Source organism: Alteromonas ulvae (genome assembly GCF_048987005.1).
Taxonomy (GTDB): Bacteria; Pseudomonadota; Gammaproteobacteria; order Enterobacterales; family Alteromonadaceae; genus Alteromonas.
The window spans coordinates 1,511,642-1,537,117 of the sequence record NZ_CP185261.1 but is presented as its reverse complement, the minus strand read 5'-3'; the positions used below and the strand labels follow the sequence as shown (position 1 = coordinate 1,537,117).

Below are 25,476 nucleotides of genomic sequence, written 5' to 3'. Positions count from 1 at the left end.
CTCGGTAACAAAGCACCAGAGTAGCAGAGTAAAATAATGACTCGGCAGTCTTAAGTCTGTGCAAGACACTATCGAGCATTTAGTTAGATTTATTAAGCCATTTTCTCAACGTAGAAATGACAACGGTATGCTCGATAGGTTTTGTCAGAAAGTCATCCATACCCGCCTGTAGGCACATATCTCTATCGCTTTTCATCGCATTTGCAGTCATTGCAATGATAGGAACCTCTCGGTATTGCTTGCCTCCAACGCCTCTTCTTATCTGTCGAGTCGCTTCAAACCCGTCCATTTCCGGCATTTGACAATCCATGACAACAAGTGAGTACACGCTATCGTTGCCACACAGTTGCAAAAGCTCAAGGGCCTCTTTTCCATTGCTGGCCACGTCTACCTGAAAACCTTCGCTTTCCATCACGCTCGTAGCAACCATCTGATTTATCGTATTGTCTTCAACCAATAAAACCCGAGTATTACTCAAGAAAGACGGCGACGGCTCTTGTTTATTTTCAAACGTTTCAGTTTCAAAAACAACAGTCTCAAAAGCACCTGTTTTAAAAGTACTCTTTTCAGCATCGTTGACTTCAACAGAAGGCGTGCCTTTGACAGAAAATTGGGGGCCTTCGCGATTAGGGTTATGAGAATCATCAATTGATGAGCTATCTTCTAACACGCTCTTAAAGTCATTAGTCGATAAAGGCTTGGGGAAGCTGGCAAAAACGCCTAATGCATAATTTTGTTCAGCGCTGCTGACATCCTTGAGCGAGGTCATTGTTACAACGTGAATATCACGAAAACGTTCATCGTCTCGCAGTGCAGTGCAGAACGTATCAAAAGGCATATCAGGTATGTCTTTATCAATAAATATTGTAGTAATTGGCTTTACACTATTAACAGTATTTTCGCATTGTTCAAGGGCACGTCTAGCTGAATTGGCCACTGATGTAGTGATACCCCACACAGTAAATTGCTTTTCAAGCGCAGTTCGATTGGCTGTATTATCGTCTGTAATAAGGCAGTGAAGGTTAGCCCTGGTTATACGCGGCGATATGGGTTGAGCGCCGTCTACTTTGTTGACTTCAAAGGTAACTACAAAACAACTCCCCTCACCTAGCTCACTGGTTACCGTAATTTCACCACCTAGTAATTCACACAACTTTTTAGTAATCGTTAAACCGAGCCCGGTACCCCCATAGCGACGTGTGGTAGACGCATCTACTTGAGTAAATGCATCAAAAAGACTTGCTAACTTGCGTTTCTCTATGCCAATACCCGTATCGCTTATTACACAGCGCATGACTAACTTCCCTTCCTCTTTAGCAGGAAGCAACTCTGCCACAATGCTTAATTCACCGCGCTCCGTGAACTTAACTGCATTGCTCAATAAGTTATTTAGAATTTGTTTTATCCGGTTTGGATCTGAATTAATTTTTGAGATGGGCACCTTGGCGAGGTCGACAACAACCTCTACCCCCTTTTCTTGCGCGGTGTGGGCTATTGAATAAGCAAGTTCTTCAATCAAACCACGCAAATCAAAATCCACAGCTTCAATTTCCAGCTTGTCAGCTTCAATTTTAGAGAAGTCTAAAATATCATTTATCAGCACTAGTAGAGACTTAGCACTTGAATTCGCAATGTTAACTCGGTGTGCCTGCTGCGTATTTAAACCACTGTTTTTAAGTAGCCCAAGCATACCTATTACGCCATTGATAGGCGTTCTAATTTCATGGCTCATATTGGCAAGAAATTCAGATTTAAGCTTCGTTGCTTCTTCTGCTTCTTTTAATGCCGCTTTAAGCTGCTGTGCCTGCAGCTCTAGAGAAGCAGTTTTATCAGAAACCTGTTGCTCTAACACCTGAACAAAATTCTTCTGCTTAATAATTTCAGTTTGGTGCAGTCTGGTACGCAGATAAATAGCTAACAACACTAAACCCACTAACAACATGCAATAAAGTGTATAGGCCCACCATGTTTTCCATGGCACTTTCTCTACGTGTAAATTAACCGCGAGCTGTTCCTCACTCCATTGACCGTTTGGCTTTAAGACCTTTACTCTAAGCGTATAGTCACCACCATTTAGATTAGTGAAAGATACATTGTTGTAGTTACCAATATCTATCCACTGCTCATCGTAGCCTTCAAGCTTGTAAGCAAAATGAGGTTTCGTCTCTGACGAGTAATCAAGCAAAGCAAACTCGAAGGAGAAAAAATAATCTTTGTATGATAGATAAACGTCGTTAAGATATGAAAGCGGTGTAGTCGTATCGGCCTTCTCACCCATAATGTTAAACCCGGTTAAAACTATGCCTGCATCGACTAGTGCCTGCGGTTCTTCTTCATCAGAAAAATACTCGATACCACGTTGACTGCTGGTAAACAGAGTACCATGAGTAGACTTAACTAAAATGCTAGCGTAGTAATTCTTCCCGGTAGGCGTTGTACTGCGGGTATAGTTGCTGGCGCTTTGCTCATTAGGATCGTATAAAAAGATGCCTTTATTGGTGGTGAGCCAAAGTTTACCACCCTCACCATCTGCTATGGCTCGAATGAGGGGTGCGGGTAGTCCTTCTTGCTCACTAAACTGTCTGAAACTTTGTGTGTTAGGTAGGTAACGATTCAACCCTTTTTGCGTTGCAATCCATATATCGCCATTGGCGCCTTGATGAATATCTTCAACAATACTTCCAAGCAGCGCTTCACCTTGCTTGGCGGCGCTGAATACATCGAAACTTTTTCTGCCTTTCTGCCATCGGCTAACACCTTTACCAGTTCCCACCCACATGTTGCCATTGCGCGCTTTGAAAATAGTGTGGATCTCAGGATGAGGAAGACCATCTTCTTGGGTTAAGTGCTTGAATGTTTTATCGCGAGAGTTATAGACGTAAACACCGTTTTTATAAGTGCCTACCCATAAGTTCCCCTCATCGTCTACCTCAAGGGCTCTGAACTCGCGAAAGTGTCGAAATTCGCTATCATCTTTTGGGTACTCAATTCGCTCTATCTCGCCGGTGTCTCTATTGAGTTTTGCGAGGTAGTCATCTTGGGCAACCCAAAGCGTATTAGCTCCTACAAGGCCCTTATCAGGGGCTGAAACAGGGCGAATGATGGGGCGCTCGAGAACGCCGTTTTGTGCATAATCATCAAAGCCATCGAACACTGATTTTGACACTTGCTGAAGTTGCTGCTCACTCACCTGCCATTTAAAAATTTCGGCATTGGCATTTACTATAAGTACATCGTCATTTTCATCAAGCTCTATACCGTTTGGCGCAACTAACGAGTCGCTGTTGATCAGTTTCACGTTTCGGCGGGGCGACAGCTTAAAAATGCCGTGCACTTCACTGGTTATCCACTTTGTGTGAGTTTTATCTTCAAAAATTATTCTCAGGCCATTGTCATAGCCAAAATTCATTTTCTCTACAGCGTTATTGCTTCCCGTATGGCGATACAAACCATTAGTTGAAACAAACCACACATTGCCCTGATGATCTTCAATCATCGAGTTAACCTGCCCTAACGATCTCCCATCTTCTGTAAGCTGAGCAACGAAACTACCGGTTTCGGGCAAAAATAGGAAAGGGCCTTCCTGGGTCGCAACATAAAACTGCCCAGCGCTTGTCATTAGCAAACTTCGGATTTCGTTGGCGCCTGTGGCAGTTTTATTGTCTACATCGGGGAAGTAGTGTGTTGCAAGAAGTGTGGTTTTACTAAGTAAATTCAAGCCATAGCTTGTTGCTACCCAGAGGGACTCTTCATCGTTATCGATGATGTCCCAAATACGATTGTGCGATAAACCGGTGCTCTTTCCCTCTTCCTCTCTCTCTTCTTTTAGAATCCGTTGAAACGTATTATCACCGCGGTATTTATTGAGCCCTTTATTGTAAGTTCCTAGCCAAATAGTACCGGTGCTGTCATGAAACAGAGACTGAATACGATTTGAAGAAAGCGACGTTACATTGTTGGGGTCATTGCTGAATCGTTGAAAGGTTCCAGTTGACGGATCATATTTATTTGCCCCTCCCCCCCACGTACCCACCCAAATATTGCCATCCTTATCCAACATGAGGTTACCAGCATCGTTATGTGATAACCCTTTTGCTACATCATTGCTTGATTCAAACAGTCTGACTCTATTTCCATCATAGCGCATGACGCCATTTTCGGCAGTGCCAAACCACAAAAAGCCTTGTTGGTCTTGAATAATTGAGTAAATTTCGGAGGAGACGAAACCATCACTGGCCGTGAGTTGGTCAACGGTGTATTCATTGATTAGCTTATCCGAGCCTGATGAGTGCCCCTTGGACACACAAAGTAAAAATAAGAAAATTGCTGTAAAAGCCCGCAAGAAAAAAGCTTGATGGGTCGTCATTTTTCGCAAATGTACGCTCTCTTTATTTGGCACGCGAGCTGAATTTCTAATGCTAAAACAATAATCTATTTTGGTCCCGCTTTCTATGCTACAAAAGATGCATTTCCTATTTGTACACGTAGTGCGAATGGCATGTGCTGTTGAGACGAGCAGCAAAAGGGCGTGTTGATCTTTGCTAGGTGGTATATACCACTACCAACTCTTGAAAGACGCTGTCTTTGTACTCAAGTTCGTGGCTAAAGGACATGCCTAGCTTTTTCATGATATTGATAGACGCGGTGTTGTCTGGATTGGCGATGGCGGAAAATTTATCGATACCGAGTTCATACAAATTTTCCTTTATGGTATTTGCCGCTTCCGTGGCGTAACCATTACCCCAACTACTTCGTTTAAAACGCCAGCCTAATTCTATATTGTCGCTTTCGGGCGCGTTGGTGAAGAAACCGAAAGGCCTTACTAAAATCCAGCCGATGCTTTCCTTGTTATCCTGCCTTTCTACGCGCCACAATCCCCAGCCAAAAGAAGGGTTAGAATACGCTTGAAATCGAGGAACAAAGATATTTTGAATGTCATCTTTAGAAGATTTTTTACCACCGTTTATAAACTTCATAACCAATTCATCTTGGTCTAATTCCCACAGAAAATCAGCATCTGCTTCGGTTATATAGTGGTAGGAAAGACGTGAACTGTCCCTGATTCGCATAAAAATCCTTTTCTCTTATTATTTTTTTCGAATATATCTTATTTTTGTCATTATCCAAATAAATTTTTATTCACAATGTTGATTGTTTTCTTTTTAACTGCGCTAGGTTGATCCATCTCAATTATCATCCACCTTTCGAACAAAAACTCACTGAATAAATCTATCCACCCAACATAGCTAAGTGTTTAGTGGCACCGGTGTTCCCTTCATGCAAATAATGAGTTGCATGTTTTTTTCCTAAAGCCTGTTTCAGAAATGTCACTACCTCCTGCACATCTCCTTTAGCCAGTAGGTCGCGCATATCAATACCATTTTCACTGAATAAACAAAGATGAAGCTTACCGGGAGCAGATACACGCAGTCTGTTACAGGTTTTACAAAAATCCTTGCTGTAAGGCATGATTAGTCCTATTTTGCCTGCGTAGTCGGGGTGATAGAACTCCTGTGCAGGGCCTGCATCTTTTCTCGGAACAATTGGCTGCCACCCCATATTTTCAAGGGTTGTTTTTAAGGGTGAACCACTTTGATGCTGTTTACTGAAAAACTGAGAAAGTTCCCCTGTTTCCATTAGCTCAATAAAGCGAAGGGTAACCGGCATACCTTTAAGCCACGATAAGAATCGCTGTAGTCGACTGTCTGAAAAGTCATTAAGTAATACTGAATTTACTTTTACCTCTAATTTGGCATCAATTGCGGCATCTAACCCCCTCAATACCGATTGCAGTTTGTCTTGCCCAGTAATAGCAGCAAACTGCCTGGGGTCGAGGCTGTCTATGCTTACGTTAACCTGATCAAGACCAGCCTGTTTCCACTGAGACGCGTATTTTTCCAAACGCGCGCCATGGGTGGTCATAGCGACTCTTTCTATACCCGGCGTATTAGCGGTGAGTTGAAGAATATCGATAAAGTCGCGCCTTAGGGTGGGCTCTCCGCCGGTGAGACGTACTTTTGAAGTGCCTAAGCTAGCGAAAGCTTGCAATAAAGTGTCAATTTCAGATAGCGACATAAACTGATCGCTCGAAGGACCATCATAGCCATTGGGCAAACAATACTGACAACGGAAGTTACATGCTTCGGTTACCGATAAACGTAAATAATGAAACTGTCTTCCGAAACTATCTTCTAGCAAACTAACTCCTAGTGCTTTTATTGCATCTTTACTAACAACCTATTTTGGCAAAATACAACGATGAAAAAAATTACACCAACGTGTATTGCTATATCTTATTCGCCAATTGGCTTCTTATGTACTCTGTACTGTCGTTACTTTACACTACCGGCAGCGTATATAAATAGTGTAGCGCTTTTCTTTACGTTAAATGAGACCGACATAATCTTAGAATCATTTCATTTCGTAGTGTTAAAGTACATTGTATTAAGCCACGTACTATTAAGTCACTAAATCGCCTTTGTAGCATGTGTTTTGATGTTATTGGCTCACATAGAAGCAAATTTGGACGTTACTGCAGTATAAAATGAGAAAAAATCGTTTACCTATTAATGATGATGAGCCTGTAAAATGGCAAGTATTAACCCAACTTGTCCCCTATCTTTTTGAATTTAAACAACGCGTCGGACTGGCCATTCTATGCTTAGTGGCTGCAAAGCTTGCCAGCATTGGCCTGCCTTACGTATTGAAGTACACTGTAGACAGTCTCAATGGCGATGTTACCGCCCTTGCCGTGGCCGTTCCCATCAGCTTAATTGTGGCCTATGGGGTATTAAGGCTACTCAATGTATTGTTGGGGGAAGTGCGCGATACCTTATTTGGTAGAGTCACTGAACGTGCAATGAGACGCGTGGGTCTTAAGGTGTTTAAACACCTTCATAATCTAGACTTGGCGTTTCATTTAAACCGCAGAACAGGTGGCCTGTCTAGAGATATAGAGAGGGGAACTAACGGCATTAGCTTCTTAATGCGTTTTATGGTGTTTAACATAGTACCAACGCTGTTAGAAATAAGCCTTGTTGTAGGCCTTCTTCTGTTTCAATTCGGTATCTCTTTTGCCCTGATTATCGTTATTAGTGTTGTGGTTTACGTGGGCTTTTCCATGAAAGCTACCGATTGGCGAACCCAGTTTGTGAAACAAATGAACGAAGCCGACTCCACCACAAATTCTCGAGCTGTGGATAGCTTACTGAACTTTGAAACCGTGAAATACTTTAATAATGAGCATTTCGAAGCCAATCGCTACGATGACGATTTAGCGGCATGGGAAATAGCCCGTCGACGAAATAGACTTTCCCTTTTTACCCTTAATGCCGGGCAAGCAAGCATTATCGCCATTGCCATGACCGCGATGATGGCTAATGCGGCGCTAGGTGTACTAAACGAGGAAATGACCATTGGTGATTTTGTCCTGATTAACGCGTTTACCATGCAAATCTTTATGCCCCTTAATTTCCTTGGCTTTGTGTACAGAGAGATCCGAGGAAGCCTCGCCAATATTGATAAGCTGTTTAATTTGCTGGCGCAGGTTCCTCAAATTAAAGATGCTGAAAATGCAGAGACATTGAAGACAACCAACCCTGCCGTCAGCTTCAAAGACGTACACTTTTCCTACGGCGAAAAACGCAGAATACTCAACGGCATCAACTTCACAGTACCTGCCGGTAAAAAGGTGGCAGTAGTTGGAGCAAGTGGAGCTGGTAAGTCGACTATTATGAAGCTGCTGTTTCGCTTTTATGAGCCTAATAGAGGTCAAATATTAATAGACGGGAAAGACATAAAGCAGCTCTCGCAAGATAGTCTTCGCGCTCACATTGGTATTGTGCCCCAAGACACTGTGCTTTTTAATACGTCATTAAAAGAGAATATTCGTTACGGCAACCCCAAAGCCAATGATGACGAAATTAGCCAGGTGATTAAACTGGCCCATCTTGAAGCATTTATTAAGAAGCTGCCAAACGGGCTCGAAACCACCGTTGGCGAAAGAGGCTTAAAACTATCTGGTGGCGAGAAACAGCGCGTGGCCATTGCTAGAGCCCTGCTTAAAGGCGCGCCTATCATGATTTTCGATGAAGCGACAAGCTCCTTAGACAGTGCCTCTGAAAAGGCTATTCTATCAGCCTTGCGCGATGCCGCTAAAGGTCATACTAGCCTTGTTATTGCCCATCGATTATCCACTATTGTTGATGCCGATGAGATATTAGTGGTTAACGAGGGAGCTATTGTGGAGCAAGGCACACACGATGACCTGCTCGCTAAAGACGGCGAATATGCCTCATTGTGGCAAACACAACAGCGTAACAAACTCGAGCCTTAACAACTGGACTTGAAAATACATGGACTCGGAAAGTATAAAAGAAGCAATAAACCAAACCATGCCGTTCGGTAAATACGCGGGAAGACGATTGTTTCATCTTCCCGAAACGTACTTGGTTTGGTTTAACAAGCAAGGTTTTCCTAGCGGTAAATTGGGACAGCAACTTGCACTGATGTATGAAATTAAATTGAATGGCCTTGAATCTGTTGTCGAGCCTCTTCTTTATGATGATTAAGGCATTTTCACATAGGTTTTATATAGGGCTTTTATATAAGGCTTATATCCAAAGAGCCAAAAGCAAATACTATGAAAGCCCTATGAATAAACAAGTACGATGAATAAAGCAACACTATGTCCGTAAGACCCCGTAAGCAAAGGCGAAGTGAAGTCAACGCCCGCATTTTAAAAATACATGAGGCCATGGCAACAAAGGTACTCAATAATCCTGACTTGCTTGATGGCGTGCGCGAAACCCTAGAACAGCGCTACAACAACAAGCTCATGCGTTACGGCAGCTATATGCTGTGGAGCAGTATTTTAGAAACCGTCGATAACCCTGAGCTATTTAAGTCTTTACTGCTTGCTGATGACGAGCGCACGGCAAACCTAAGAAGAGAAACCATATTTACAGGCGTGTTAAGTGAAGAAGAACGCCAGCATGTGCTGACAAGTTAATGGCATAGCGCTTATACCATTAGTCCGCATAGCGCATAGATACTAACCCACTCAGCGAGACGTAAAATATTCGTAATCGCGGCGTGTTACCGCAGGTGCAGTGGTTCTACATCAAGTTGACACAACAAAGCGTACGGACATTTTAAAATCGTCCTTCGGGAAGGCCACCTAACGAGGCATTAACGTCAAAGGTCGGGCTAGCTAAACAAGAGAGTAAAACCCAAAAAAAAGCGCTCGCATTACATTTGAATGTAAATATGAGCGCCTTTTCAATTTGTGGCTTAGCTTTTATGGCGAACTCAAAACTGATAAGCTTTGACTTTAAATGCTTTGATTTAAACGCTGAAGCGTAAACGTTGAGGCTTAAGCGTTGCGCAAATGATCAGCCACTAAAAACGCCATTTCCAATACCTGATCCGCATTTAATCGAGGGTCGCATTGGGTTTTATACGCTTGGGCTAAGTCTTCGTCACTTATCTCGTAAGCGCCGCCCGTGCATTCTGTTACATGCTGCCCCGTCATTTCTAAATGAATACCACCAGCATGAGTGCCTTCTGCTTCATGGGCTTGGAAAAACTGCTTAATTTCGCGCAATATGGCGTCGAAATTACGAGTTTTGTAGCCAGAAGACGCAGAGAACGTATTGCCGTGCATGGGGTCTGAACTCCATACAACATGACGACCTTCATTTTTCACTCTACGCAATAAGCGCGGAAGGTTATCGGCAAGGTTGTCAGCACCCATTCGCGTTATCAGTGTTAAACGACCAGGATCGTTTAGCGGGTTTAATGTATCGATGAGACGAATGAGTTCGTCTTCTTCCATACTTGGCCCTACTTTGACGCCGATGGGATTGTGAATGCCGCGGAAAAATTCAATGTGCGCATGGTCAAGCTGGCGCGTTCTCTCACCTATCCATACCATGTGCGCCGAGCAATCGTAAGGCTTTCCAGTTAGCGTATCAGTGCGAGTTAGCGCTTGCTCGTAGTTCAATAGCAGGGCTTCGTGAGACGTAAACAGCGATGTCTCGTGCAGCGTAGAACTCGAATTAGCATTAATACCAATAACATCCATAAATTCCAACGAATCTTGAATGCGCGTGGCCATATCAGAATAACGTTCTTTTAGCGGACTATTTTCCACAAACGCCATGTTCCAACGATTCACTTCGTGAAGGTCTGCTAGCCCACCCTGAGCAAAGGCGCGTAATAAATTCAATGTAGAAGCACTGCGATGGTACGCCTCTAGCAAGCGATTTGGATCGGGGCGGCGAGCTGCCTCGGTAAACTCAAAATTATTGATAATATCGCCGCGATAGCTTGGCAGTGTGATGCCATTTCGCGTTTCAAAATTTGAAGAGCGAGGCTTAGCATATTGGCCTGCCATGCGAGCAACTTTGGTTACTGGGCAACGTCCCGCAAATGTAAGCACTATCGCCATTTGCAAAAGCACTTTAAACGTATCGCGAATTTTGGGGGCGTTAAACTCGTCAAACGACTCGGCGCAATCCCCGCCCTGCAATAAAAACCCTTTTCCTAGGCTCACTTCGCCAAGCTGACGACGAAGCTCTCTGGCCTCAGCTGCGAACACTAATGGAGGATAAGTGCTTAGGGTCTGTTCAACATTGCTTAATAAGGCACTGTCTTCATATTCTGGCTGCTGCAGAATAGGTTTCTGCCTCCAGCTATCTACTTTCCATTCACTCACCGGTACTCTCCTGAAAATACGTCTGCGTAAAACGATGTCTGTAAAAGCATACTTACGGACGTCAAAAATAATTTTTGCATTTTAACATACTTATTCAAGGGTGATAGGCGCACAAACTTGAATTTCCAGAAAGTTTTTCTTCTTGCTTATTAAAAAATGACACTCAAATACACGTTCTAAATTTTTCTGAGTCACCACTGAATCCGGCGCACCGCTAGCAACAATACGCCCCTTATTCATAAGCCACAGCGAGGTGCTATAGTTAGCACTTAAAGCAATATCATGAGAACTCATGATAATGGTGTTGCCTTTAGCGCATAGGGCTTGGATAAGTGTAGCAACGGCGTATTGATGTCGAATGTCTAGCCCTTGCAATGGCTCATCGAGAATGGCCATGCCTTCCCCGACGTCTAGCTGAGGCCAAATCTGTAAAAGTGCCCGACAAATCTCTACGCGCTGTCGCTCCCCGCCAGAAAGATGCGTAAGTGGCTTATCGAGAAATAACTCGACTTCAAGGGCACGTTCCAGCATAACCGGAATAAGAAGATTATCGCGATGACTGTGAGCATAAAACGATAAGTACTCACCCACACGTAAGGCAAAATTCGACTCCAACTGTTGCGACAACATAGTTCTAAGTGACGCTAACTCGGCAAGTGACCAAGTGTCTAGTGCTTTACCACACAGCACTACTTCCCCTTGCTCAGGAGAAATTAGACCGGCAATAACCGCCATCAACGAACTTTTTCCCGCTCCGTTAGGCCCAAGAAGGTGAATGCATTCTCCTTTCACAGCATTTAAAGAATCAACATGTAAGCGATTAGTGAGACTAATATTAGTTAATTGGAGCACCATACTCATCGAAGCTGACCTTTCAGCAACGCCCAGATAAACAGCGGCCCACCAAGCGTAGCGGTGATCATCGACACCGGCAGAGTGATCGCTCTTGTAAGTTCTGAGCACAGTGCAACGAGCAATAGCAGACTTGCCCCCGAAAAAGCGCACAGTGGCAAAAGAAGCTTATTGTTGTGTCCAATCAGTAAACGAAGAATGTGTGGTATTAACAAGCCAACAAAGGCAATAGAGCCCGCCATCGACACGGCAGCTCCCACAGCTACAGCACAGGCCACTAGGCTTCGCTCTGTGAGCTGATGCACATTTACACCACTGCTTGTCGCCGCTACATCACCTGCATATAGTCTGTTGTAGCTGCCTGCACTAGCAAACTGATACCACAGCGCTGCAATAATGAGTGGGCCACCCACGAGCAGTATTGGCCAGCTGGTTTGGTATAAACTACCCATTAACCAGAAGGTAAGATTTCTAAGTGAATTAGCATCGCTAAATAAATAAAGCCACGCAATAAATGCACCGCTTAGGGTTGAAATAGCAATACCTGATAAGATAACCGCAGTAGAAGATCCGAGTAGTTTTCTGGCGAGCTTGTAGATAGCGAAGGTGGTTACCAGCGCCCCGATAAAACACCCTAATGGGAGTAGATAGTGAAGATATGCTTGGGCCCAGTGTGGCGTTATGAGCAGCAGCAAAGCCGCCATAAGGCTAGCGCCACTTGTAATACCGACAATCCCTGGATCGGCTAGTGGATTTCTAAGCACGACTTGCAAGGTCGCTCCGCTCACCGATAACGCAGCCCCCACCAAGGTGGCAGTCAGCACAAGAGGCAGCTGCAGTTGATATAAAATATGCAGCTTAAGCGCATTCGGTGAATCTGAAAACGCCACGACAGCGAGCACACTCGCTAACGCAACAACAAATAATGATGCAACTGCAATAACCGTTGCTTTAGGGTTTATCAACGTGTGTTGGCCTTGTTATTACACTGCGTTGCTGGAGGCGTTTTTTATGTGTGTAATCAAGCCGTCAGAGGCCGACTCAATAAGGTCGAGCACTAACTCAAACCCTCGTTTGCCGCCGTAATAGGGGTCTGGCACTTCTTTTTCATCTTCACCGCAAAAATCGAGAAACAGACTGACTTTTTCGTGATATTGAGCCGGACACATGCCGTGTAAGTTACCCAGGTTGCTCTCGTCCATCGCCAATATATAATCAAATTTTTCAAAGTCACTTTCATGAACTCGACGACACTTCAACCCTTTAAAGCTGTAACCTCGTGCTACACCCGCCGCCTGAGAACGCTTATCAGGCGGGTTGCCGATATGATAGCCATGAGTGCCGGCAGAATCGATGAAGAGATCTAATCCCGCTTCTGCCGCTTTATGTTTAAAAACTGCTTCTGCTGTAGGGGAACGACAAATATTCCCTAAGCAGACAAATAAGACCGATGTGGATTGCTTCATTTACGTTCCTTTAACCTACGTAAGACTATCAATACGAACACCACTGCAACATAAAGTTCGCCACGCTAAACTTTAATGTCGATTTAGCGTATTCTTGTTCTATCCAGCGTTAATTTGACCTGCGTAAATTTATATCTATGATTTTGTGGAGTTTGTATGACCGCACATGCACTAATGCTTAGTAGCTCTCGTCAAGGTGACGAGGCGTACCTTGAACATGCAAGGCCCCATATTCTTGCACACTTAGGAGATATTCGCGACCTCCTATTCATTCCTTACGCGGCCGTCACCGGCACCTACGACGAATACGTTAATAAAGTCGCCGAGGCTCTGCCAGAGTGCAATGTTACAGGGTTACATACTGTAGAAGACCCAGTATCAGCTATTAATCATGCCAAAGAAAACGGCCAAAGCATTGTGGTTGGTGGAGGGAATACGTTCCATCTACTCTCAACCTTGTATGCTGGGGCGTTAATGGTCCCCATTAAGCATGCCATCGCAGATGCAACTCCCTATATTGGCTGGAGCGCAGGCTCTAACATTTGCGGTCAGTCAATTAGAACCACCAACGACATGCCTATTATTGAGCCGCCCAGTTTTGAAGCGCTGAATATTGTTCCGTTCCAAGTAAACCCTCACTACACCGACTATCAGCCAGAGGGCCATAACGGTGAAACCCGTGATCAACGGCTTTTCGAATTTACAGCACTTAACCCCACCACTCCCGTAGTGGCAATTCGCGAAGGAACTGCGCTTACGCTGACTGACAATAAACTTGCGCTAGCTGGAGCAATGGAAGGTTATGTATTTTTAGGAAATGAAAAATCGCCCATTGCCCCAGGTGCAGATTTAACAGAGTTGCTCAATCGCGAGGGCTAATCTGTCGTCGCTTGGTTGTTGGCCGAAGGGAATTTCGGCTAACAGCGGTTCTGGCAGCATTGCTTTTAACGAGGCTAAATTCTCGCTATAGCGAGTCATATTGCCAGTAATATCGTTGGCTACCCAGCCCGCAATGTTAAGCCCATCACTTCTAATTGCTTGTGCAGTGAGTAAGGCATGATTTAGACACCCCAAACGCATACCAACTACTAAAATGACGTCCATACCAATAGATGCCACCACATCAGATAAGAATCGGGTTGGCTTGGTTTCATCTCCCACATTCAGCGGTAAGCGCCAGCCACCTGCGCCCTCCATTAATAATAAATCTGGCTTATGTGTTTGCAGGCTGCCTAACCCCTTTATTATTTTTTCGTCGCTTAGTAACACTCCCGCCTCAACGGCCGCAATATGCGGAGCGATGGGCGGCTTAAGCGCAATGGGGTTTATTTCGCTAATAGGTAAATCAATGCCGTTAGATTTCTGGATAGCGGCGGCATCTTCGTTTACCCATTCACCATAAACAAGGTCGCATCCAGCGCTTATTGGCTTATAACCAAGCGCCTTGTGCCCTAATTGTGACGCTGCTTGAAGAAGCTGGCATGTAACGTAGGTTTTGCCTACTTCGGTGTCTGTGCCGGTAATGAAGTATTGTTTCATGCCTTTTTTTCCAATCTAAAATGACCTACGCGATAAGTAAGCGGAAGACGCCCTGCTTCGCCATGAATAGTGTGATACGCCATATTCAATTTTTTAATATCCTGTCGACTAAGCACTTTTTGTTGCTTTCCAGTTTCTCCTGCTCCTACGCCCTTTACCGAACGCAGAAGAGACATAATATCGCTGTGGCTATCCACATAATCTCGTTTGATAGCTCGCTTTACCTCAAGCCCAGCTTCCAGAAAAGCGTGATTCCACACCTGGGCCGTGGGTAAAGCAGTAATTGCCGTAGGAAGCTGAGCTAATTGACGCGCGAGCATTAGCTCTTCAAATGAACCCGATACCATAATGGCCAACTCTGCCATGGCATCATTTTTAAGTACCCTATGAACTTCTTTTGCTACACAGTGTGGACTATTGGCCCACTGCAATGCCATAGACGAATAAACAACATCAATACTGCCACTCTCTATTGGTAGCGCTTGAGCACTGCCATGTTTAAAAGTAAGGTTCGGATAGTTTTTACTCGCGAACGCTAGCATCCCTTCGGCAATATCAACGCCAACGACATCTAAGCCACGCCGGTAAAGAGAATGGGTGTGTACACCTGTTCCGCATCCTATATCAAGGGCATCGCCTACAAGTTGGGCAGGTAGGTTTTGTAACCCTTGCTGCGCAATGGTGTATTGAATAGCCGCTAGCTTATCGTAACGTGGGGCTGCCTTGGAAAAGCGCTCTGCGACTGCTGTCTCACTTATGTTTGGGCTTATGCCTGCGCTTATGTGTGCGCTTATATTTAAACTTTTACTAGCGTTCTGTAGTGGTGTTGGGCTATCAAAGCCTTTCTCCTGAGCCACTGCGCCTGCCTCCTGAACCAGTGCGTTCCCTGCTTGAGCGCAAAATTCATTCACGATATGGCCCCATTCGCCAAAGCGAGGGCGTCGACTAACATATCGATATCTTGTTCGGTATGGGTAGCGGTTAGAGTAATACGCAGTCTATCTTCATTTTTCGGCACCGTGGGTTGGCGAATAGCGCTAACCCACATTCCTCGCTCTTTTAACGCGTCACTCAAGGCTACAGCTCGCCTAGGGCAACCCACAATAACAGGCTGAATTGCGCTTTTAGAGCCAACCAGAGAGAGATCGCCAACGGCTGCTGTGTTTTTGCACTCTTGGTCTAGACAATCTGCGCTTTTGACAGTGTGTCCCTTTCCAAATTCTTGGGCAAAACGAGCTCTAAAATATTCAATATTTGCCACAAGCTGATCTCTACGAGCGGTATCCGTGCCAACATGAGTTAACGAATACAAGGTGGCGACAGCCTGCGCAGGCGGCATGGCCGTTGAATATATATAGTGTTTTGAAAAATTAACTAGGTAGTCAATGAGCGTTTGGCTACCCGCAATAAATGCACCACCTGTACCAATGGCCTTGCCAAAGGTTCCCATTACAATGGGTACTTGGCTTTGTGTTAACTGTAACTCCTCAACGGTACCAAACCCGTTATCCCCAAAAACACCCATGCCATGGGCGTCATCGAGCATAAACCAAGCGCGGTGTTGCTCAGCTAGTGCGGCGATCTCTTTTACCGGTGCTCGGTCGCCGTCCATACTAAATACACCTTCGCTGGCGATGAGCATATCGGTGTGTAACGACTCACGGGCAGACAGCAAAGATGCTAAGTGCTCCACATTATTGTGTCGAAACCGGCGAAGCGAGGCATTCTTTTTAAGTGACATTGCCCCTTCAAGAAACGAGGCATGCATTAATTTATCAGCAAAAATAGCCGACGATTGCGCTGCCGAGGGGTTTGGGGAGCCTTGGCCAAAAAGCGCCGTACACACGGCTTGATTCGCAGCAAAGCCAGAGCTAAATAACAATGCCGCTTCGCGATTTAGCCCGTCGGCAAGGGTGGCCTCTAGCGCGAGGTGAGCCTGTGTATGACCCGTAACAAGCGGTGATGCACCGCTACCGCCACCAAATTGGGCAAGCCCTTCTACCCAGCTTTGCAGCACCCCTTCATGCTGGCGCATACCAAGGTAATCGTTGCTGGAAAAGTTAAGATAGTGGTCGCCGTTAATACATATAACGTTGTCTTTTTCGTACTGCTGACACACGCGTTGACGCAGCAAACCCGCTTGGGCTCGCTGGGACAGTGCATCTTCTAACCAAGAGAAGGACATCAGGCCTCTGCTGTATTCGATTCGGTTTTCGAAGAAGGCTTAGCGGCTTTTGGTTTGCTTGCATCGTAAAACAGCGCGTCAGTTTCCCCCTCCGCTTGCTGTGCAATTTCTTCTTCTAAAACTTGTTGATGCGCTTCGTCAGAAAAGTCGCGGGTTCTTTCCGTGTTGATACCCAGCTTTTTAAACAACATCACGTCTTCATGAGTGTCAGGGTTTGACGTAGTGAGCAGCTTGCAACCATAAAATATAGAGTTAGCCCCTGCCATAAAGCACATAGCTTGCATCTGTTCGTTCATTGCCTCTCGACCCGCCGATAAACGAACGTGAGACTTTGGCATCATAATACGCGCCACGGCGATAGTTCGGATAAACTCGAAGTAGTCCAAATCTTCAACGCTATCTAAGGGCGTCCCTTTTACTTTGACTAACATATTAATAGGAACACTTTGCGGTTGCTCAGGTAGATTTGCTAGTTGTACAAGCATGCTGGCTCTGTCCGCGACTGTCTCACCCATGCCTACGATACCGCCAGAGCATACATTCATTCCTGCCTGCCTAACATTTTCTAAGGTATTTAAGCGGTCTTCGTAAGTGCGTGTAGTAATAATATCGCCATAATATTCTGGCGAAGTATCAAGATTGTGGTTGTAGTAATCTAGGCCTGCTTGTTTAAGAGCAACGGCCTGATCGCGAGTAAGCATGCCAAGTGTCATACAAGTCTCAAGACCCAATTTTTTCACTTCTTCAACCATACTCACGATATAGGGCATATCGCGATCGCGAGGGTTGCGCCATGCGGCTCCCATGCAAAAACGTGTTGAGCCCACCTGCTTTGCTTCCTTAGCACGTTCTATTACTTTTTCTATTTCTAAAAGGCGCTCTTTTTCAAGCCCCGTGTCGTAGCGCGCGCTTTGCGGACAGTATTTACAATCTTCCGGGCATGCACCGGTTTTAATCGACAGAAGCGTACTCACCTGAACTTCGTTAGGGTTAAAATGCTGTCTGTGCACAACCTGCGCTTGAAAGAGTAAATCGTTAAATGGCATTTCAAACAAAGCGGTTACTTCGTCTTTCGTCCAATCGTTACGAATTGTTGTCGTTTGCGCATTTTGCGCTGAAGCCAGTGTCATGGACTGTCCTTTACTTGTTCTTTACTAAATGGGAATGCTGGCTTAGTCTATGCGTCATTACAAAGTTGTCAACTCTGACCATTCCAAAATATTTACTAACGGTTACATTTTGAACAATATAGAATTTGATAAGCAGCATATCTGGCATCCTTACACATCCGCCGTTAATCCACTACCCTGCTACGAAGTCATTGGGGCTAGTGGTGCTGAACTAATGCTCTCTACTGGTGAGGTCCTCGTCGACGGCATGTCGAGTTGGTGGGCGGCAATACACGGTTATAATCATCCAGTGCTAAATAAAGCCGCTCACGAACAGGTAGACGCCTTTTCGCATGTTATGTTTGGTGGCATTACCCATCAGCCAGCAATTAATGTATGTAGAACGTTATTACAGATGGTTCCTGCGGGACTAGAGCGGGTTTTTCTCGCTGATTCAGGTTCGGTATCTGTTGAGGTGGCGATTAAAATGGCCATTCAGTATTGGGCATGCCAAGGACGACCCGAAAAATCGCGCATTGTTGCACCTCGAAATGGCTACCACGGCGATACGTTTGCAGCAATGAGTGTGTGCGATCCGGTTAATGGTATGCATAGCTTGTTTGAAAACGTATTAAGCAAACAGTTTTTTGCACCCGCTCCTCAAACTCGCTTTGGTCAGACCTTCAGCGAAGACGATATTCTTGTTTTAGAGGAATTGTTTGAAAAAAATCATTACCAAATGGCCGCGCTAATACTAGAGCCTATTGTTCAGGGTGCCGGCGGTATGCGGATGTATCACCCTGAATATTTAAAACGCTGTCGTCAATTGTGCGATACCTACGATGTGCTGCTTATTTGTGATGAGATTGCTACTGGCTTTGGACGTACAGGAAAGCTCTTTGCGTGTGAACACGCGGGTATCACGCCCGATATTATGTGTTTAGGCAAAGCCTTGACGGGTGGTTATTTAACCCTAGCTGCAACGATATGTACTGAAGATGTTGCCTTGGGAGTGTGCCAAGGCTCGCCGGGGGTGTTCATGCACGGACCAACCTATATGGGCAATCCACTGGCTTGCGCAATTGCTAATGCAAGCCTGTCTATTATTAATGAAAATCATTGGCAGCAGCAAATACCGGCCATTGAGAAACAATTACAGAGCGAATTGGCAAAATGTGCAGACTTGCCACGTGTAGCAGACGTGCGTGTGCTGGGCGCTATTGGCGTAGTTGAAGTCGTGCAGCCCGTTAACGTGGCTGCAATACAGCGTCATTTTGTCAAGCATGGCGTATGGATAAGACCCTTCGGTAAATTGGTATATATTATGCCTCCATACATAATAAGTTCAGAGCAGCTGAGCAGATTGACTCATGCTATCTATGACTTCCTAAAATAGCGACACATAACTTACATATTGACTCGTAGACTGCACACATCTTGTGCGCTTAGTGCTAAGCACAGTAAGTTATAGTGCAGATCATTTTAATAGTCTCTTTTATGTTACGTGACTCACTCGTGATGCAAGTCGTTTGTAAAATGGGTATTGGGTAGTGTAGGAGTTATGGGTACATTGTCAGAGGCGTAAATGCTGTTATAAATGGCGAACAAATCACTGTCATATTTACAATTAACTTGAGGTTGACCAATGATCATGCGCGTTCTAGATAAAGTTGTTTTTGCTGTTTTATTTATTATCGCGTTACAAGTGCCTATACTTGCTGACCACTACAGGCAATACCTCAATGGCTACTACGAGGCTATTAGAGACGAAGTTACCTTGTCTTCTGAATTAGCGAAGCAGCATGGCTTTTCTTCTGTTAAAGCCATGCTAGACAGCCTCCAACAAAATGATGAGGCTCTAGTAAGAGACAACGCCTCGCAAAAAGCACAACGCTTTTCAATGATCGATTCATTAGAACAAGGCATGCGCACCCTTGAGTATGGCCATTATTTTGAAAAGCTAGCCTACATAGCCAGTCCAGAACAGTTTTCTACGTTGAAAAAAGTAGTCGATAAATTTCGCCCATCCATTCCCTTAACACCAACGTCGATCATTTTTAGTTTAGTAACCGCTATCTTGCTCAATCTGCTTATCTGGACTCCTCACTTTTGCTATTGCCAAGCCAAAAAGTTAAAGAAGACCTCAAAAACCTTCTCTTATAAATAGGCTCTATTTCTTTATCATCCGTTAGTCATGTTGTTTTGCCATGAGCTTGCTCCAACTGGTTGAAATGACAATTTCAACAACAGACTGAAAATGCAAATTGGCATTGATGATGCAACATTTTTGATGTTAATGGAGTAATCATTAACATCAAAAATGAACGTTAACGAATGAGCATTCTCATCACCACAAAACGTGCTCTTGATTACAATGAGATGGTGCATCGTTCGTGTTTCATAGCTTAAGGAGAAAAACATGACAACGAATACTCAAGTGTTGATCGGAAAAGTGTTGCAAATTAAAGACAAACTGTACGCTAAACGCCACTCTATCCCCTCCGATTTACAAAAGGAGTGGAACACACTTGATAAGAAAACAGCGTGTTTTGAGAGCAGCGCTCTATTTCACACGGCGATAAAAGGCAGACAAATGAATAAGAAAATAAACTATTCAGGCTCAGTAGAGGAACTTTCTCAACTTGTTTCACGCCTTAAACAGTTAAATAAAAAAGTAAACATTACCCAAATTCATCACTGATTGAGTTGTGCTGTTGACCCGCTGTACACCTATGCATAAATAACGGTTTGGCAACGCTGCTTATCTTATAGTTATCAATCTTTTAGATAATCAGACTTTAGGTAATATTAGTATGGCAATACTGCAAGTAGGGTGTCAGCCCCGCCCGTGCTGGTTTCTTACTATCTTTTTGTTCGGCTAAACGTTTTCTGTATTACAAAAAAGCGCAGTATCTGCGATACTAGAACCTAGAAAGAATGTGTTTTCAGACATAATGTTAACGAAACTCATAGAATAGGTTCAGCTGTAAGGAGAAAGTATGTTTTTAGCCTGCTTGGCTATTGCTGTTGGTTTACCAGTGTTACTGTGGAGCGCGGGAAGGTTTGTCGGTGGCGCAGCCTCAGTGGCCAACCATTTTGGCGTGTCGCCACTATTAATCGGTATGCTCATTATCGGTTTTGGCACTTCTGCACCTGAGATCATTGTTTCAATATTCGCTGCATTACAGGGTAACGCAGGCATTGCGCTAGGTAATGCGTATGGGTCGAATATTGCTAACATCTTGCTTATATTAGGGCTAACCGCCCTTATTAGCCCCATTGCAGTAAAATCGGAAATCATTAAAAAAGAACTGCCAGTGTTACTTGGCATCACTTTCTTTGCTGCATGGCAGGTACTGGACAAACAAGTTTCTAAAGACGATGCATTTTCACTATTAGGATTATTCGTTCTTCTTATTTCGTGGAGCATTTATCATGGCATGAAGGGCGATAAAGATGCCCTAGCCGATGAATACAGTGACGAAATTAATGCCTCGAAAGGCACGGTTAAAACACATGTAATGTGGCTAATTGCCGGCTTACTGTTACTTATTGCAAGCTCACGCATGTTAGTGTGGGGGGCAGTGGAAGTTGCCACATTCTTTGGAGTCAGCGACACTATCATCGGGCTTACGGTTATCGCTATTGGTACTTCATTGCCAGAGCTAGCTTCTTCTCTCATTGCCGTTAGAAAAGGGGAACACGACTTAGCCATTGGTAATGTTATTGGCTCTAATATGTTCAATACCCTTGCTGTGGTGGGCATAGCAGGTACCATTCAACCCATGGCGGTAAGCTCAGATTTCATCTATCGGGACATCGTTGTTATGCTTGCATCTACGGTGGCGTTATTCATATTTTGTATCGGTATAGGCCGCCAAGGACGACTGAATCGCGTTGAAGGGGGAGCTTTCTTGCTAGCGTATGTAGCTTATACCTATTGGCTCATACAAGTGGCCTTTATCTAAGGTCAACAGGTTCTAGGGAGAGCAGCTAGCGTAAGAACTAACTCGCTATTGTGGCCAGCGTTATCAAACTCGTGGCCACAATTAGCATGAGAATGATCAAATTAATGCCAAAACTGTCGTTTTTTCTGCGGCTTCTCCTCACTCGCATCACTGTACTGACCAAGGTCAATACTAAACAAGCTCGAAGCAACATAATCATGGCATCAACGTAGGACATGGTCCACGTGTTATCTCCCTCTACGCCCCAGTATTGCTGAACTCCTGTAATAAACTCAGGACGAGCGTAGTGAAACAGAATTAGCACGATCACTAAGCCTCCCCAAGCTAGAATATTGATTCCTAGCATGGCCTTATAAAATAGAGTATCACCGTGAGACGTTTTTCTTCTGTCCTCTCGATGCATTAGCGGCTTTTTGTTCATTTTGTACTTTTCATCGCCTTTCATAGATAAAGAAACATTTTTATTTCCCATTTGTCACTCTGTTCTCTGGCATCCAGCTTAGGGTTGAGTATACTAGCGTGCTATTGGATTTTGGCAGGCTTCTTGTTTTCAGCACTTCGCCATCAAAAAGGCTAGTGTGCGTCTAGAAAGCCTCGTTTTAATTAGTGTTATTCTATCGGCAAAAAAATCCAAAACATTGAAAAAACCATTTTTCGTGCATTTTGCACACTGCGTTTATGTGACTAATTATAGTGCATAGCAGCTAAGAACAGTAAGACGGAGAAACTAACATGACGCACGCGCCCGTTGTTGACGTACTTAAAGGTAAGTACGCTGTTGGCGAATCGGTAACCGTTAAAGGTTGGGTGAGAACACGCCGAGATTCCAAAGCCGGTTTATCATTTATCGCGCTACACGATGGTAGCTGCTTTGATCCGGTACAAGTCATTGCGCTAAATTCTCTGTCAAATTACGCCGATATTCAGCGCCTAACTGCTGGTTGTTCGCTGTCGGTTACCGGCACAGTAAAAGAGTCACAGGGTCAAGGCCAGTCTCTTGAAATTGATGCTATAGAAGTCGAAGTAATGGGATTAGTAGAGAACCCCGATACGTATCCAATGGCCGCCAAGCGACACAGTATTGAATACCTTCGAGAATACGCTCACTTGCGTCCTCGTACTAACGTGATTGGTGCGGTAACTCGCGTACGCAACTGTTTATCGCAAGCCATCCACCGCTTCTTCCACGAAAAAGGCTATTACTGGATTTCAACACCAATTTTAACGGCAAGCGACACTGAAGGCGCGGGTGAAATGTTCCGTGTTTCTACGTTAGACATGATGAACCTTCCTCACGACGACAAAGGCAATGTCGATTATTCTGAAGACTTTTTTGGCAAGGAAACTTATCTAACAGTAAGTGGTCAGCTAAACGTTGAAACGTATTGTACGGCAATGTCTAAAGTATATACCTTTGGACCAACCTTCCGTGCTGAAAATTCAAATACTTCACGTCACCTTGCAGAATTTTGGATGATTGAACCTGAAGTGGCCTTTGCTGACCTAAGCGATATTGCACAACTTGCAGAAGACATGCTCAAATATGTATGTAAAGCCGTGCTAGAAGAGCTACCGGACGATATGGCGTTCTTTGCCCAGCGCATAAAGAAAGATGCTATAGAGCGACTTGAAAGCCTAGTGAGTTCTGAATTTGTGCGCATGGACTACACCGATGCTATCGAAATTTTACAAAACTGCGGTAAAACCTTCGAATTCCCAGTTGAGTGGGGCATCGATCTTTCATCAGAACACGAACGTTACCTAGCTGAAGAGCATGTTGGCGCGCCTATCATCATGCAAAACTATCCAAAAGATATTAAAGCCTTCTACATGCGCATTAATGACGATGGAAAAACCGTTGCAGCAATGGATGTATTGGCACCAGGAATTGGCGAAATTATTGGTGGTTCTCAACGTGAAGAGCGCCTTGATGTCTTTGATGCCCGCCTTGAAGAAATGGGGCTGTCTAAAGAAGACTACGCGTGGTATCGCGACCTTCGCCGCTATGGCACCGTTCCTCACTCAGGCTTCGGTTTAGGGTTTGAGCGTTTAGTGGCTTACGTAACTGGTATGCAAAATGTGCGTGATGTGATCCCTTTCCCTCGCACACCTGGTAATGCAAGCTTTTAAAAAAGAGCTGCTTAACTGTTTCCATTGAAGCCCGCTGCTGCGGGCTTTTTTGTTTACGCCAATTAGCAACTAAACTCATAGTTGCCATATCGCCATGTAGGGAAAATACAAAAGATACGTTATGCTTTAGCAATCTCTTAACAAAAATAATTTAAAAAACAATGTTAAATAGAGCTGCCAAACCTTTAGTAAAACTGGTTGAGCGTTATCTACCCGACCCGTTTGTTTTTGTTCTTATTCTGACTGTTTGCGTCTTTTTAGCCGCTGTAATCATTGAACAACAACCTATTGTTACGGTTGTTGAACAATGGGGGAATGGCCTGTGGGGGCTACTCACATTTTCTATGCAGATGTTGCTGGTACTTGTCACTGGATATATGCTGGCTTCTACTGTGTTCATGCGAATGCGGTTAGAAAAGCTGGCTCACCTTGGCAACACGCCGGGAAAAGCAATCCTATTGGTGACCCTTGTTTCACTGTTAGCAAGCTGGATAAATTGGGGGTTTGGATTAGTTGTAGGAGCGCTGTTTGCCAAAGCCTTAGCACGAAAAACTCCCGTGGATTATCGACTTCTTGTGGCCAGTGCCTATTCAGGTTTTTTGGTTTGGCATGGCGGCCTTGCGGGCTCTGTTCCTCTTACTATCGCCACTCCGGGTCACTTTAGTGAAGAGCAAATCGGCATTATTAGCACAAACGAAACTCTTTTTGGTGGGTTTAATATTGCGCTGCTCTGCATTCTTTTTATTGTTGTCCCGCTGGTTAATCGGCTTATGCTGCCATCACGTCAAGACAGTGTCATTGTCAGTCAGGACCAACTCATCGATAGCATAGAACAAGAACAAGGCATAGAAAAAGAACATGGCCCAGAACAAGAAAAAAGCAGTCAGCGGCCCGCTGATACATTAGAAAACAGTAAAACGCTGGGCATTATCATTGGCGCTTTAGGTTTAGCTTACCTTGTTAACTACTTTATAAAAGGCGGCGGTTTAAACCTCAACATTGTGAATACTATTTTTTTGTTTTTGGCCATTGCTCTACACCGCACACCCAAACGTTTGCTGCAAAGTCTGCAGCAGGCAGTGAAAGGCGGCAGTGGAATTATTATTCAGTTTCCTTTTTACGCCGGCATTATGGCCGTCATGGTGCAGTCTGGATTGGCTGAAAGTATGTCTCAATGGTTAATTAGTTTTGCCTCGGCACAATCCCTTCCTGTGCTTACCTTTATTAGCGCAGGTATTGTGAATATATTTGTCCCCTCAGGTGGCGGACAGTGGGCAGTGCAAGCGCCAGTGGTGCTTCCTGCAGCAGCCGAATTAGGCGCAGATATCGCTCGCGTTGCGATGGCAGTGGCTTGGGGGGATGCGTGGACAAATTTAATCCAGCCCTTTTGGGCACTGCCAGTGCTAGCAATAGCAGGATTAAAAGCCAAAGACATTATGGGTTTCTGTTTAATTCAGCTTATCATCACAGGTGTGATCATCGCCTTAGCGCTGCGCTTTTTTTAAGATGA

At 44.5% G+C, this 25,476-nt stretch carries 22 protein-coding genes; 10 read left to right on the top strand and 12 right to left on the bottom strand.

The window, feature by feature from the left end; all coding sequences use genetic code 11:
* Positions 1–79: 79 nt before the first annotated feature.
* From ACOJR9_RS06690 to moaA, 3 genes are all read right to left on the bottom strand, one after another.
* Positions 80–4,366 (bottom strand): two-component regulator propeller domain-containing protein, encoded by a 4,287-nt coding sequence (locus tag ACOJR9_RS06690; protein WP_420936078.1) that lies wholly within the window; start codon positions 4,364–4,366, stop codon positions 80–82.
* Between the two features lie 175 nt (positions 4,367–4,541).
* A complete protein-coding gene (locus ACOJR9_RS06685) occupies positions 4,542–5,069 on the bottom strand; it encodes a GNAT family N-acetyltransferase (protein ID WP_420935539.1) in 528 nt (175 codons plus the stop codon).
* 160 nt (positions 5,070–5,229) lie between these two features.
* Positions 5,230–6,198 (bottom strand): GTP 3',8-cyclase MoaA, encoded by a 969-nt coding sequence (gene moaA, locus ACOJR9_RS06680; RefSeq protein ID WP_420935538.1) that lies wholly within the window; start codon positions 6,196–6,198, stop codon positions 5,230–5,232.
* A 346-nt stretch (positions 6,199–6,544) separates the two neighbouring features.
* Between moaA and ACOJR9_RS06675 the strand changes: the two genes are divergently transcribed.
* The 3 genes from ACOJR9_RS06675 (at position 6,545) to ACOJR9_RS06665 (ending at position 9,010) form a co-directional block, all read left to right on the top strand.
* The gene (locus ACOJR9_RS06675) at positions 6,545–8,335 is read left to right on the top strand and encodes an ABCB family ABC transporter ATP-binding protein/permease (protein ID WP_420935537.1); all 1,791 of its coding nucleotides are present in this window, start codon (positions 6,545–6,547) and stop codon (positions 8,333–8,335) included.
* A 19-nt stretch (positions 8,336–8,354) separates the two neighbouring features.
* Positions 8,355–8,570: a DUF3820 family protein gene (locus ACOJR9_RS06670; protein WP_032096079.1), complete on the top strand. Its 216-nt coding sequence runs from the start codon at positions 8,355–8,357 to the stop codon at positions 8,568–8,570.
* Between the two features lie 116 nt (positions 8,571–8,686).
* Positions 8,687–9,010 carry a hypothetical protein gene (locus ACOJR9_RS06665; RefSeq protein WP_420935536.1) on the top strand — a complete coding sequence of 108 codons (324 nt, stop codon included), beginning with the start codon at positions 8,687–8,689 and terminating at the stop codon, positions 9,008–9,010.
* 363 nt (positions 9,011–9,373) lie between these two features.
* On the opposite strand, the gene ACOJR9_RS06660 is transcribed toward ACOJR9_RS06665, so the two are convergent.
* The 4 genes from ACOJR9_RS06660 to ACOJR9_RS06645 all read right to left on the bottom strand — a co-directional run bounded on the left by ACOJR9_RS06660 (position 9,374) and on the right by ACOJR9_RS06645 (position 13,035).
* On the bottom strand, positions 9,374–10,717 hold the full coding sequence (locus ACOJR9_RS06660) for a class II 3-deoxy-7-phosphoheptulonate synthase (protein ID WP_420935535.1): 1,344 nt from the start codon (positions 10,715–10,717) through the stop codon (positions 9,374–9,376).
* Positions 10,718–10,807: 90 nt separating this feature from the next.
* Positions 10,808–11,578: an ATP-binding cassette domain-containing protein gene (locus ACOJR9_RS06655; protein WP_420935534.1), complete on the bottom strand. Its 771-nt coding sequence runs from the start codon at positions 11,576–11,578 to the stop codon at positions 10,808–10,810.
* Positions 11,575–12,471 (bottom strand): FecCD family ABC transporter permease, encoded by an 897-nt coding sequence (locus tag ACOJR9_RS06650; RefSeq protein ID WP_420936077.1) that lies wholly within the window; start codon positions 12,469–12,471, stop codon positions 11,575–11,577. The genes ACOJR9_RS06655 and ACOJR9_RS06650 overlap by 4 nt, the downstream gene beginning before the upstream one ends.
* Before the next feature lie 81 nt (positions 12,472–12,552).
* On the bottom strand, positions 12,553–13,035 hold the full coding sequence (locus ACOJR9_RS06645) for a low molecular weight protein-tyrosine-phosphatase (protein WP_420935533.1): 483 nt from the start codon (positions 13,033–13,035) through the stop codon (positions 12,553–12,555).
* A gap of 156 nt (positions 13,036–13,191) precedes the next feature.
* Between ACOJR9_RS06645 and pepE the strand changes: the two genes are divergently transcribed.
* Positions 13,192–13,914 (top strand): dipeptidase PepE, encoded by a 723-nt coding sequence (gene pepE, locus ACOJR9_RS06640; RefSeq protein WP_420935532.1) that lies wholly within the window; start codon positions 13,192–13,194, stop codon positions 13,912–13,914.
* On the opposite strand, the gene bioD is transcribed toward pepE, so the two are convergent.
* The 4 genes from bioD to bioB are packed head-to-tail and all read right to left on the bottom strand — an operon-like array spanning position 13,885 to position 17,889.
* Positions 13,885–14,574 carry a dethiobiotin synthase gene (bioD, locus tag ACOJR9_RS06635; protein WP_420935531.1) on the bottom strand — a complete coding sequence of 230 codons (690 nt, stop codon included), beginning with the start codon at positions 14,572–14,574 and terminating at the stop codon, positions 13,885–13,887. The genes pepE and bioD overlap by 30 nt on opposite strands.
* Positions 14,571–15,485 (bottom strand): methyltransferase domain-containing protein, encoded by a 915-nt coding sequence (locus ACOJR9_RS06630; RefSeq protein WP_420935530.1) that lies wholly within the window; start codon positions 15,483–15,485, stop codon positions 14,571–14,573. Before ACOJR9_RS06630 ends, bioD begins: the two co-directional genes overlap by 4 nt.
* On the bottom strand, positions 15,482–16,759 hold the full coding sequence (locus ACOJR9_RS06625; protein WP_420935529.1) for an aminotransferase class I/II-fold pyridoxal phosphate-dependent enzyme: 1,278 nt from the start codon (positions 16,757–16,759) through the stop codon (positions 15,482–15,484). Before ACOJR9_RS06625 ends, ACOJR9_RS06630 begins: the two co-directional genes overlap by 4 nt.
* Positions 16,759–17,889 carry a biotin synthase BioB gene (gene bioB, locus ACOJR9_RS06620; protein WP_420935528.1) on the bottom strand — a complete coding sequence of 377 codons (1,131 nt, stop codon included), beginning with the start codon at positions 17,887–17,889 and terminating at the stop codon, positions 16,759–16,761. The genes ACOJR9_RS06625 and bioB overlap by 1 nt, the downstream gene beginning before the upstream one ends.
* 109 nt (positions 17,890–17,998) lie before the next feature.
* Here bioB and bioA point away from each other — a divergent pair, with 109 nt between their 5' ends.
* The 4 genes from bioA (at position 17,999) to ACOJR9_RS06600 (ending at position 21,836) form a co-directional block, all read left to right on the top strand.
* Positions 17,999–19,264: an adenosylmethionine--8-amino-7-oxononanoate transaminase gene (bioA, locus tag ACOJR9_RS06615; RefSeq protein ID WP_420935527.1), complete on the top strand. Its 1,266-nt coding sequence runs from the start codon at positions 17,999–18,001 to the stop codon at positions 19,262–19,264.
* A 249-nt stretch (positions 19,265–19,513) separates the two neighbouring features.
* Entirely contained in the window at positions 19,514–20,035 is a 522-nt protein-coding gene (locus ACOJR9_RS06610; protein ID WP_420935526.1) for a DUF2937 family protein, read from the top strand.
* Between the two features lie 252 nt (positions 20,036–20,287).
* Positions 20,288–20,569, top strand: a complete 282-nt coding sequence (locus ACOJR9_RS06605; protein WP_420935525.1) for a hypothetical protein — start codon at positions 20,288–20,290, stop codon at positions 20,567–20,569.
* A gap of 298 nt (positions 20,570–20,867) precedes the next feature.
* On the top strand, positions 20,868–21,836 hold the full coding sequence (locus ACOJR9_RS06600) for a calcium/sodium antiporter (RefSeq protein ID WP_420935524.1): 969 nt from the start codon (positions 20,868–20,870) through the stop codon (positions 21,834–21,836).
* Positions 21,837–21,873: 37 nt separating this feature from the next.
* On the opposite strand, the gene ACOJR9_RS06595 is transcribed toward ACOJR9_RS06600, so the two are convergent.
* Positions 21,874–22,308 carry a hypothetical protein gene (locus ACOJR9_RS06595; protein ID WP_420935523.1) on the bottom strand — a complete coding sequence of 145 codons (435 nt, stop codon included), beginning with the start codon at positions 22,306–22,308 and terminating at the stop codon, positions 21,874–21,876.
* Between the two features lie 260 nt (positions 22,309–22,568).
* Here ACOJR9_RS06595 and asnS point away from each other — a divergent pair, with 260 nt between their 5' ends.
* Together asnS and ACOJR9_RS06585 are read left to right on the top strand one after the other, a co-directional pair.
* Positions 22,569–23,966, top strand: coding sequence for an asparagine--tRNA ligase (gene asnS / locus ACOJR9_RS06590; protein WP_420935522.1), 1,398 nt, complete (start codon positions 22,569–22,571; stop codon positions 23,964–23,966).
* Between the two features lie 161 nt (positions 23,967–24,127).
* Positions 24,128–25,471, top strand: a complete 1,344-nt coding sequence (locus ACOJR9_RS06585; protein ID WP_420935521.1) for a short-chain fatty acid transporter — start codon at positions 24,128–24,130, stop codon at positions 25,469–25,471.
* Positions 25,472–25,476: the final 5 nt, after the last annotated feature.

Excerpts from the sequence above, each read along its gene's own strand:
- bioB (WP_420935528.1), bottom strand. The coding sequence starts at position 17,889 with ATGACACTGGCTTCAGCGCAAAATGCGCAAACGACAACAATTCGTAAC.
- ACOJR9_RS06675 (WP_420935537.1), top strand. The coding sequence starts at position 6,545 with ATGAGAAAAAATCGTTTACCTATTAATGATGATGAGCCTGTAAAATGG.
- ACOJR9_RS06670 (WP_032096079.1), top strand. The coding sequence starts at position 8,355 with ATGGACTCGGAAAGTATAAAAGAAGCAATAAACCAAACCATGCCGTTC.
- ACOJR9_RS06595 (WP_420935523.1), bottom strand. The coding sequence starts at position 22,308 with ATGGGAAATAAAAATGTTTCTTTATCTATGAAAGGCGATGAAAAGTAC.
- ACOJR9_RS06585 (WP_420935521.1), top strand. The coding sequence starts at position 24,128 with ATGTTAAATAGAGCTGCCAAACCTTTAGTAAAACTGGTTGAGCGTTAT.
- ACOJR9_RS06645 (WP_420935533.1), bottom strand. The coding sequence starts at position 13,035 with ATGAAGCAATCCACATCGGTCTTATTTGTCTGCTTAGGGAATATTTGT.
- ACOJR9_RS06605 (WP_420935525.1), top strand. The coding sequence starts at position 20,288 with ATGACAACGAATACTCAAGTGTTGATCGGAAAAGTGTTGCAAATTAAA.
- bioD (WP_420935531.1), bottom strand. The coding sequence starts at position 14,574 with ATGAAACAATACTTCATTACCGGCACAGACACCGAAGTAGGCAAAACC.
- ACOJR9_RS06600 (WP_420935524.1), top strand. The coding sequence starts at position 20,868 with ATGTTTTTAGCCTGCTTGGCTATTGCTGTTGGTTTACCAGTGTTACTG.
- ACOJR9_RS06685 (WP_420935539.1), bottom strand. The coding sequence starts at position 5,069 with ATGCGAATCAGGGACAGTTCACGTCTTTCCTACCACTATATAACCGAA.
- asnS (WP_420935522.1), top strand. The coding sequence starts at position 22,569 with ATGACGCACGCGCCCGTTGTTGACGTACTTAAAGGTAAGTACGCTGTT.
- ACOJR9_RS06655 (WP_420935534.1), bottom strand. The coding sequence starts at position 11,578 with ATGAGTATGGTGCTCCAATTAACTAATATTAGTCTCACTAATCGCTTA.
- pepE (WP_420935532.1), top strand. The coding sequence starts at position 13,192 with ATGACCGCACATGCACTAATGCTTAGTAGCTCTCGTCAAGGTGACGAG.
- ACOJR9_RS06665 (WP_420935536.1), top strand. The coding sequence starts at position 8,687 with ATGTCCGTAAGACCCCGTAAGCAAAGGCGAAGTGAAGTCAACGCCCGC.
- ACOJR9_RS06610 (WP_420935526.1), top strand. The coding sequence starts at position 19,514 with ATGATCATGCGCGTTCTAGATAAAGTTGTTTTTGCTGTTTTATTTATT.
- ACOJR9_RS06625 (WP_420935529.1), bottom strand. The coding sequence starts at position 16,759 with ATGTCCTTCTCTTGGTTAGAAGATGCACTGTCCCAGCGAGCCCAAGCG.
- ACOJR9_RS06690 (WP_420936078.1), bottom strand. The coding sequence starts at position 4,366 with ATGACGACCCATCAAGCTTTTTTCTTGCGGGCTTTTACAGCAATTTTC.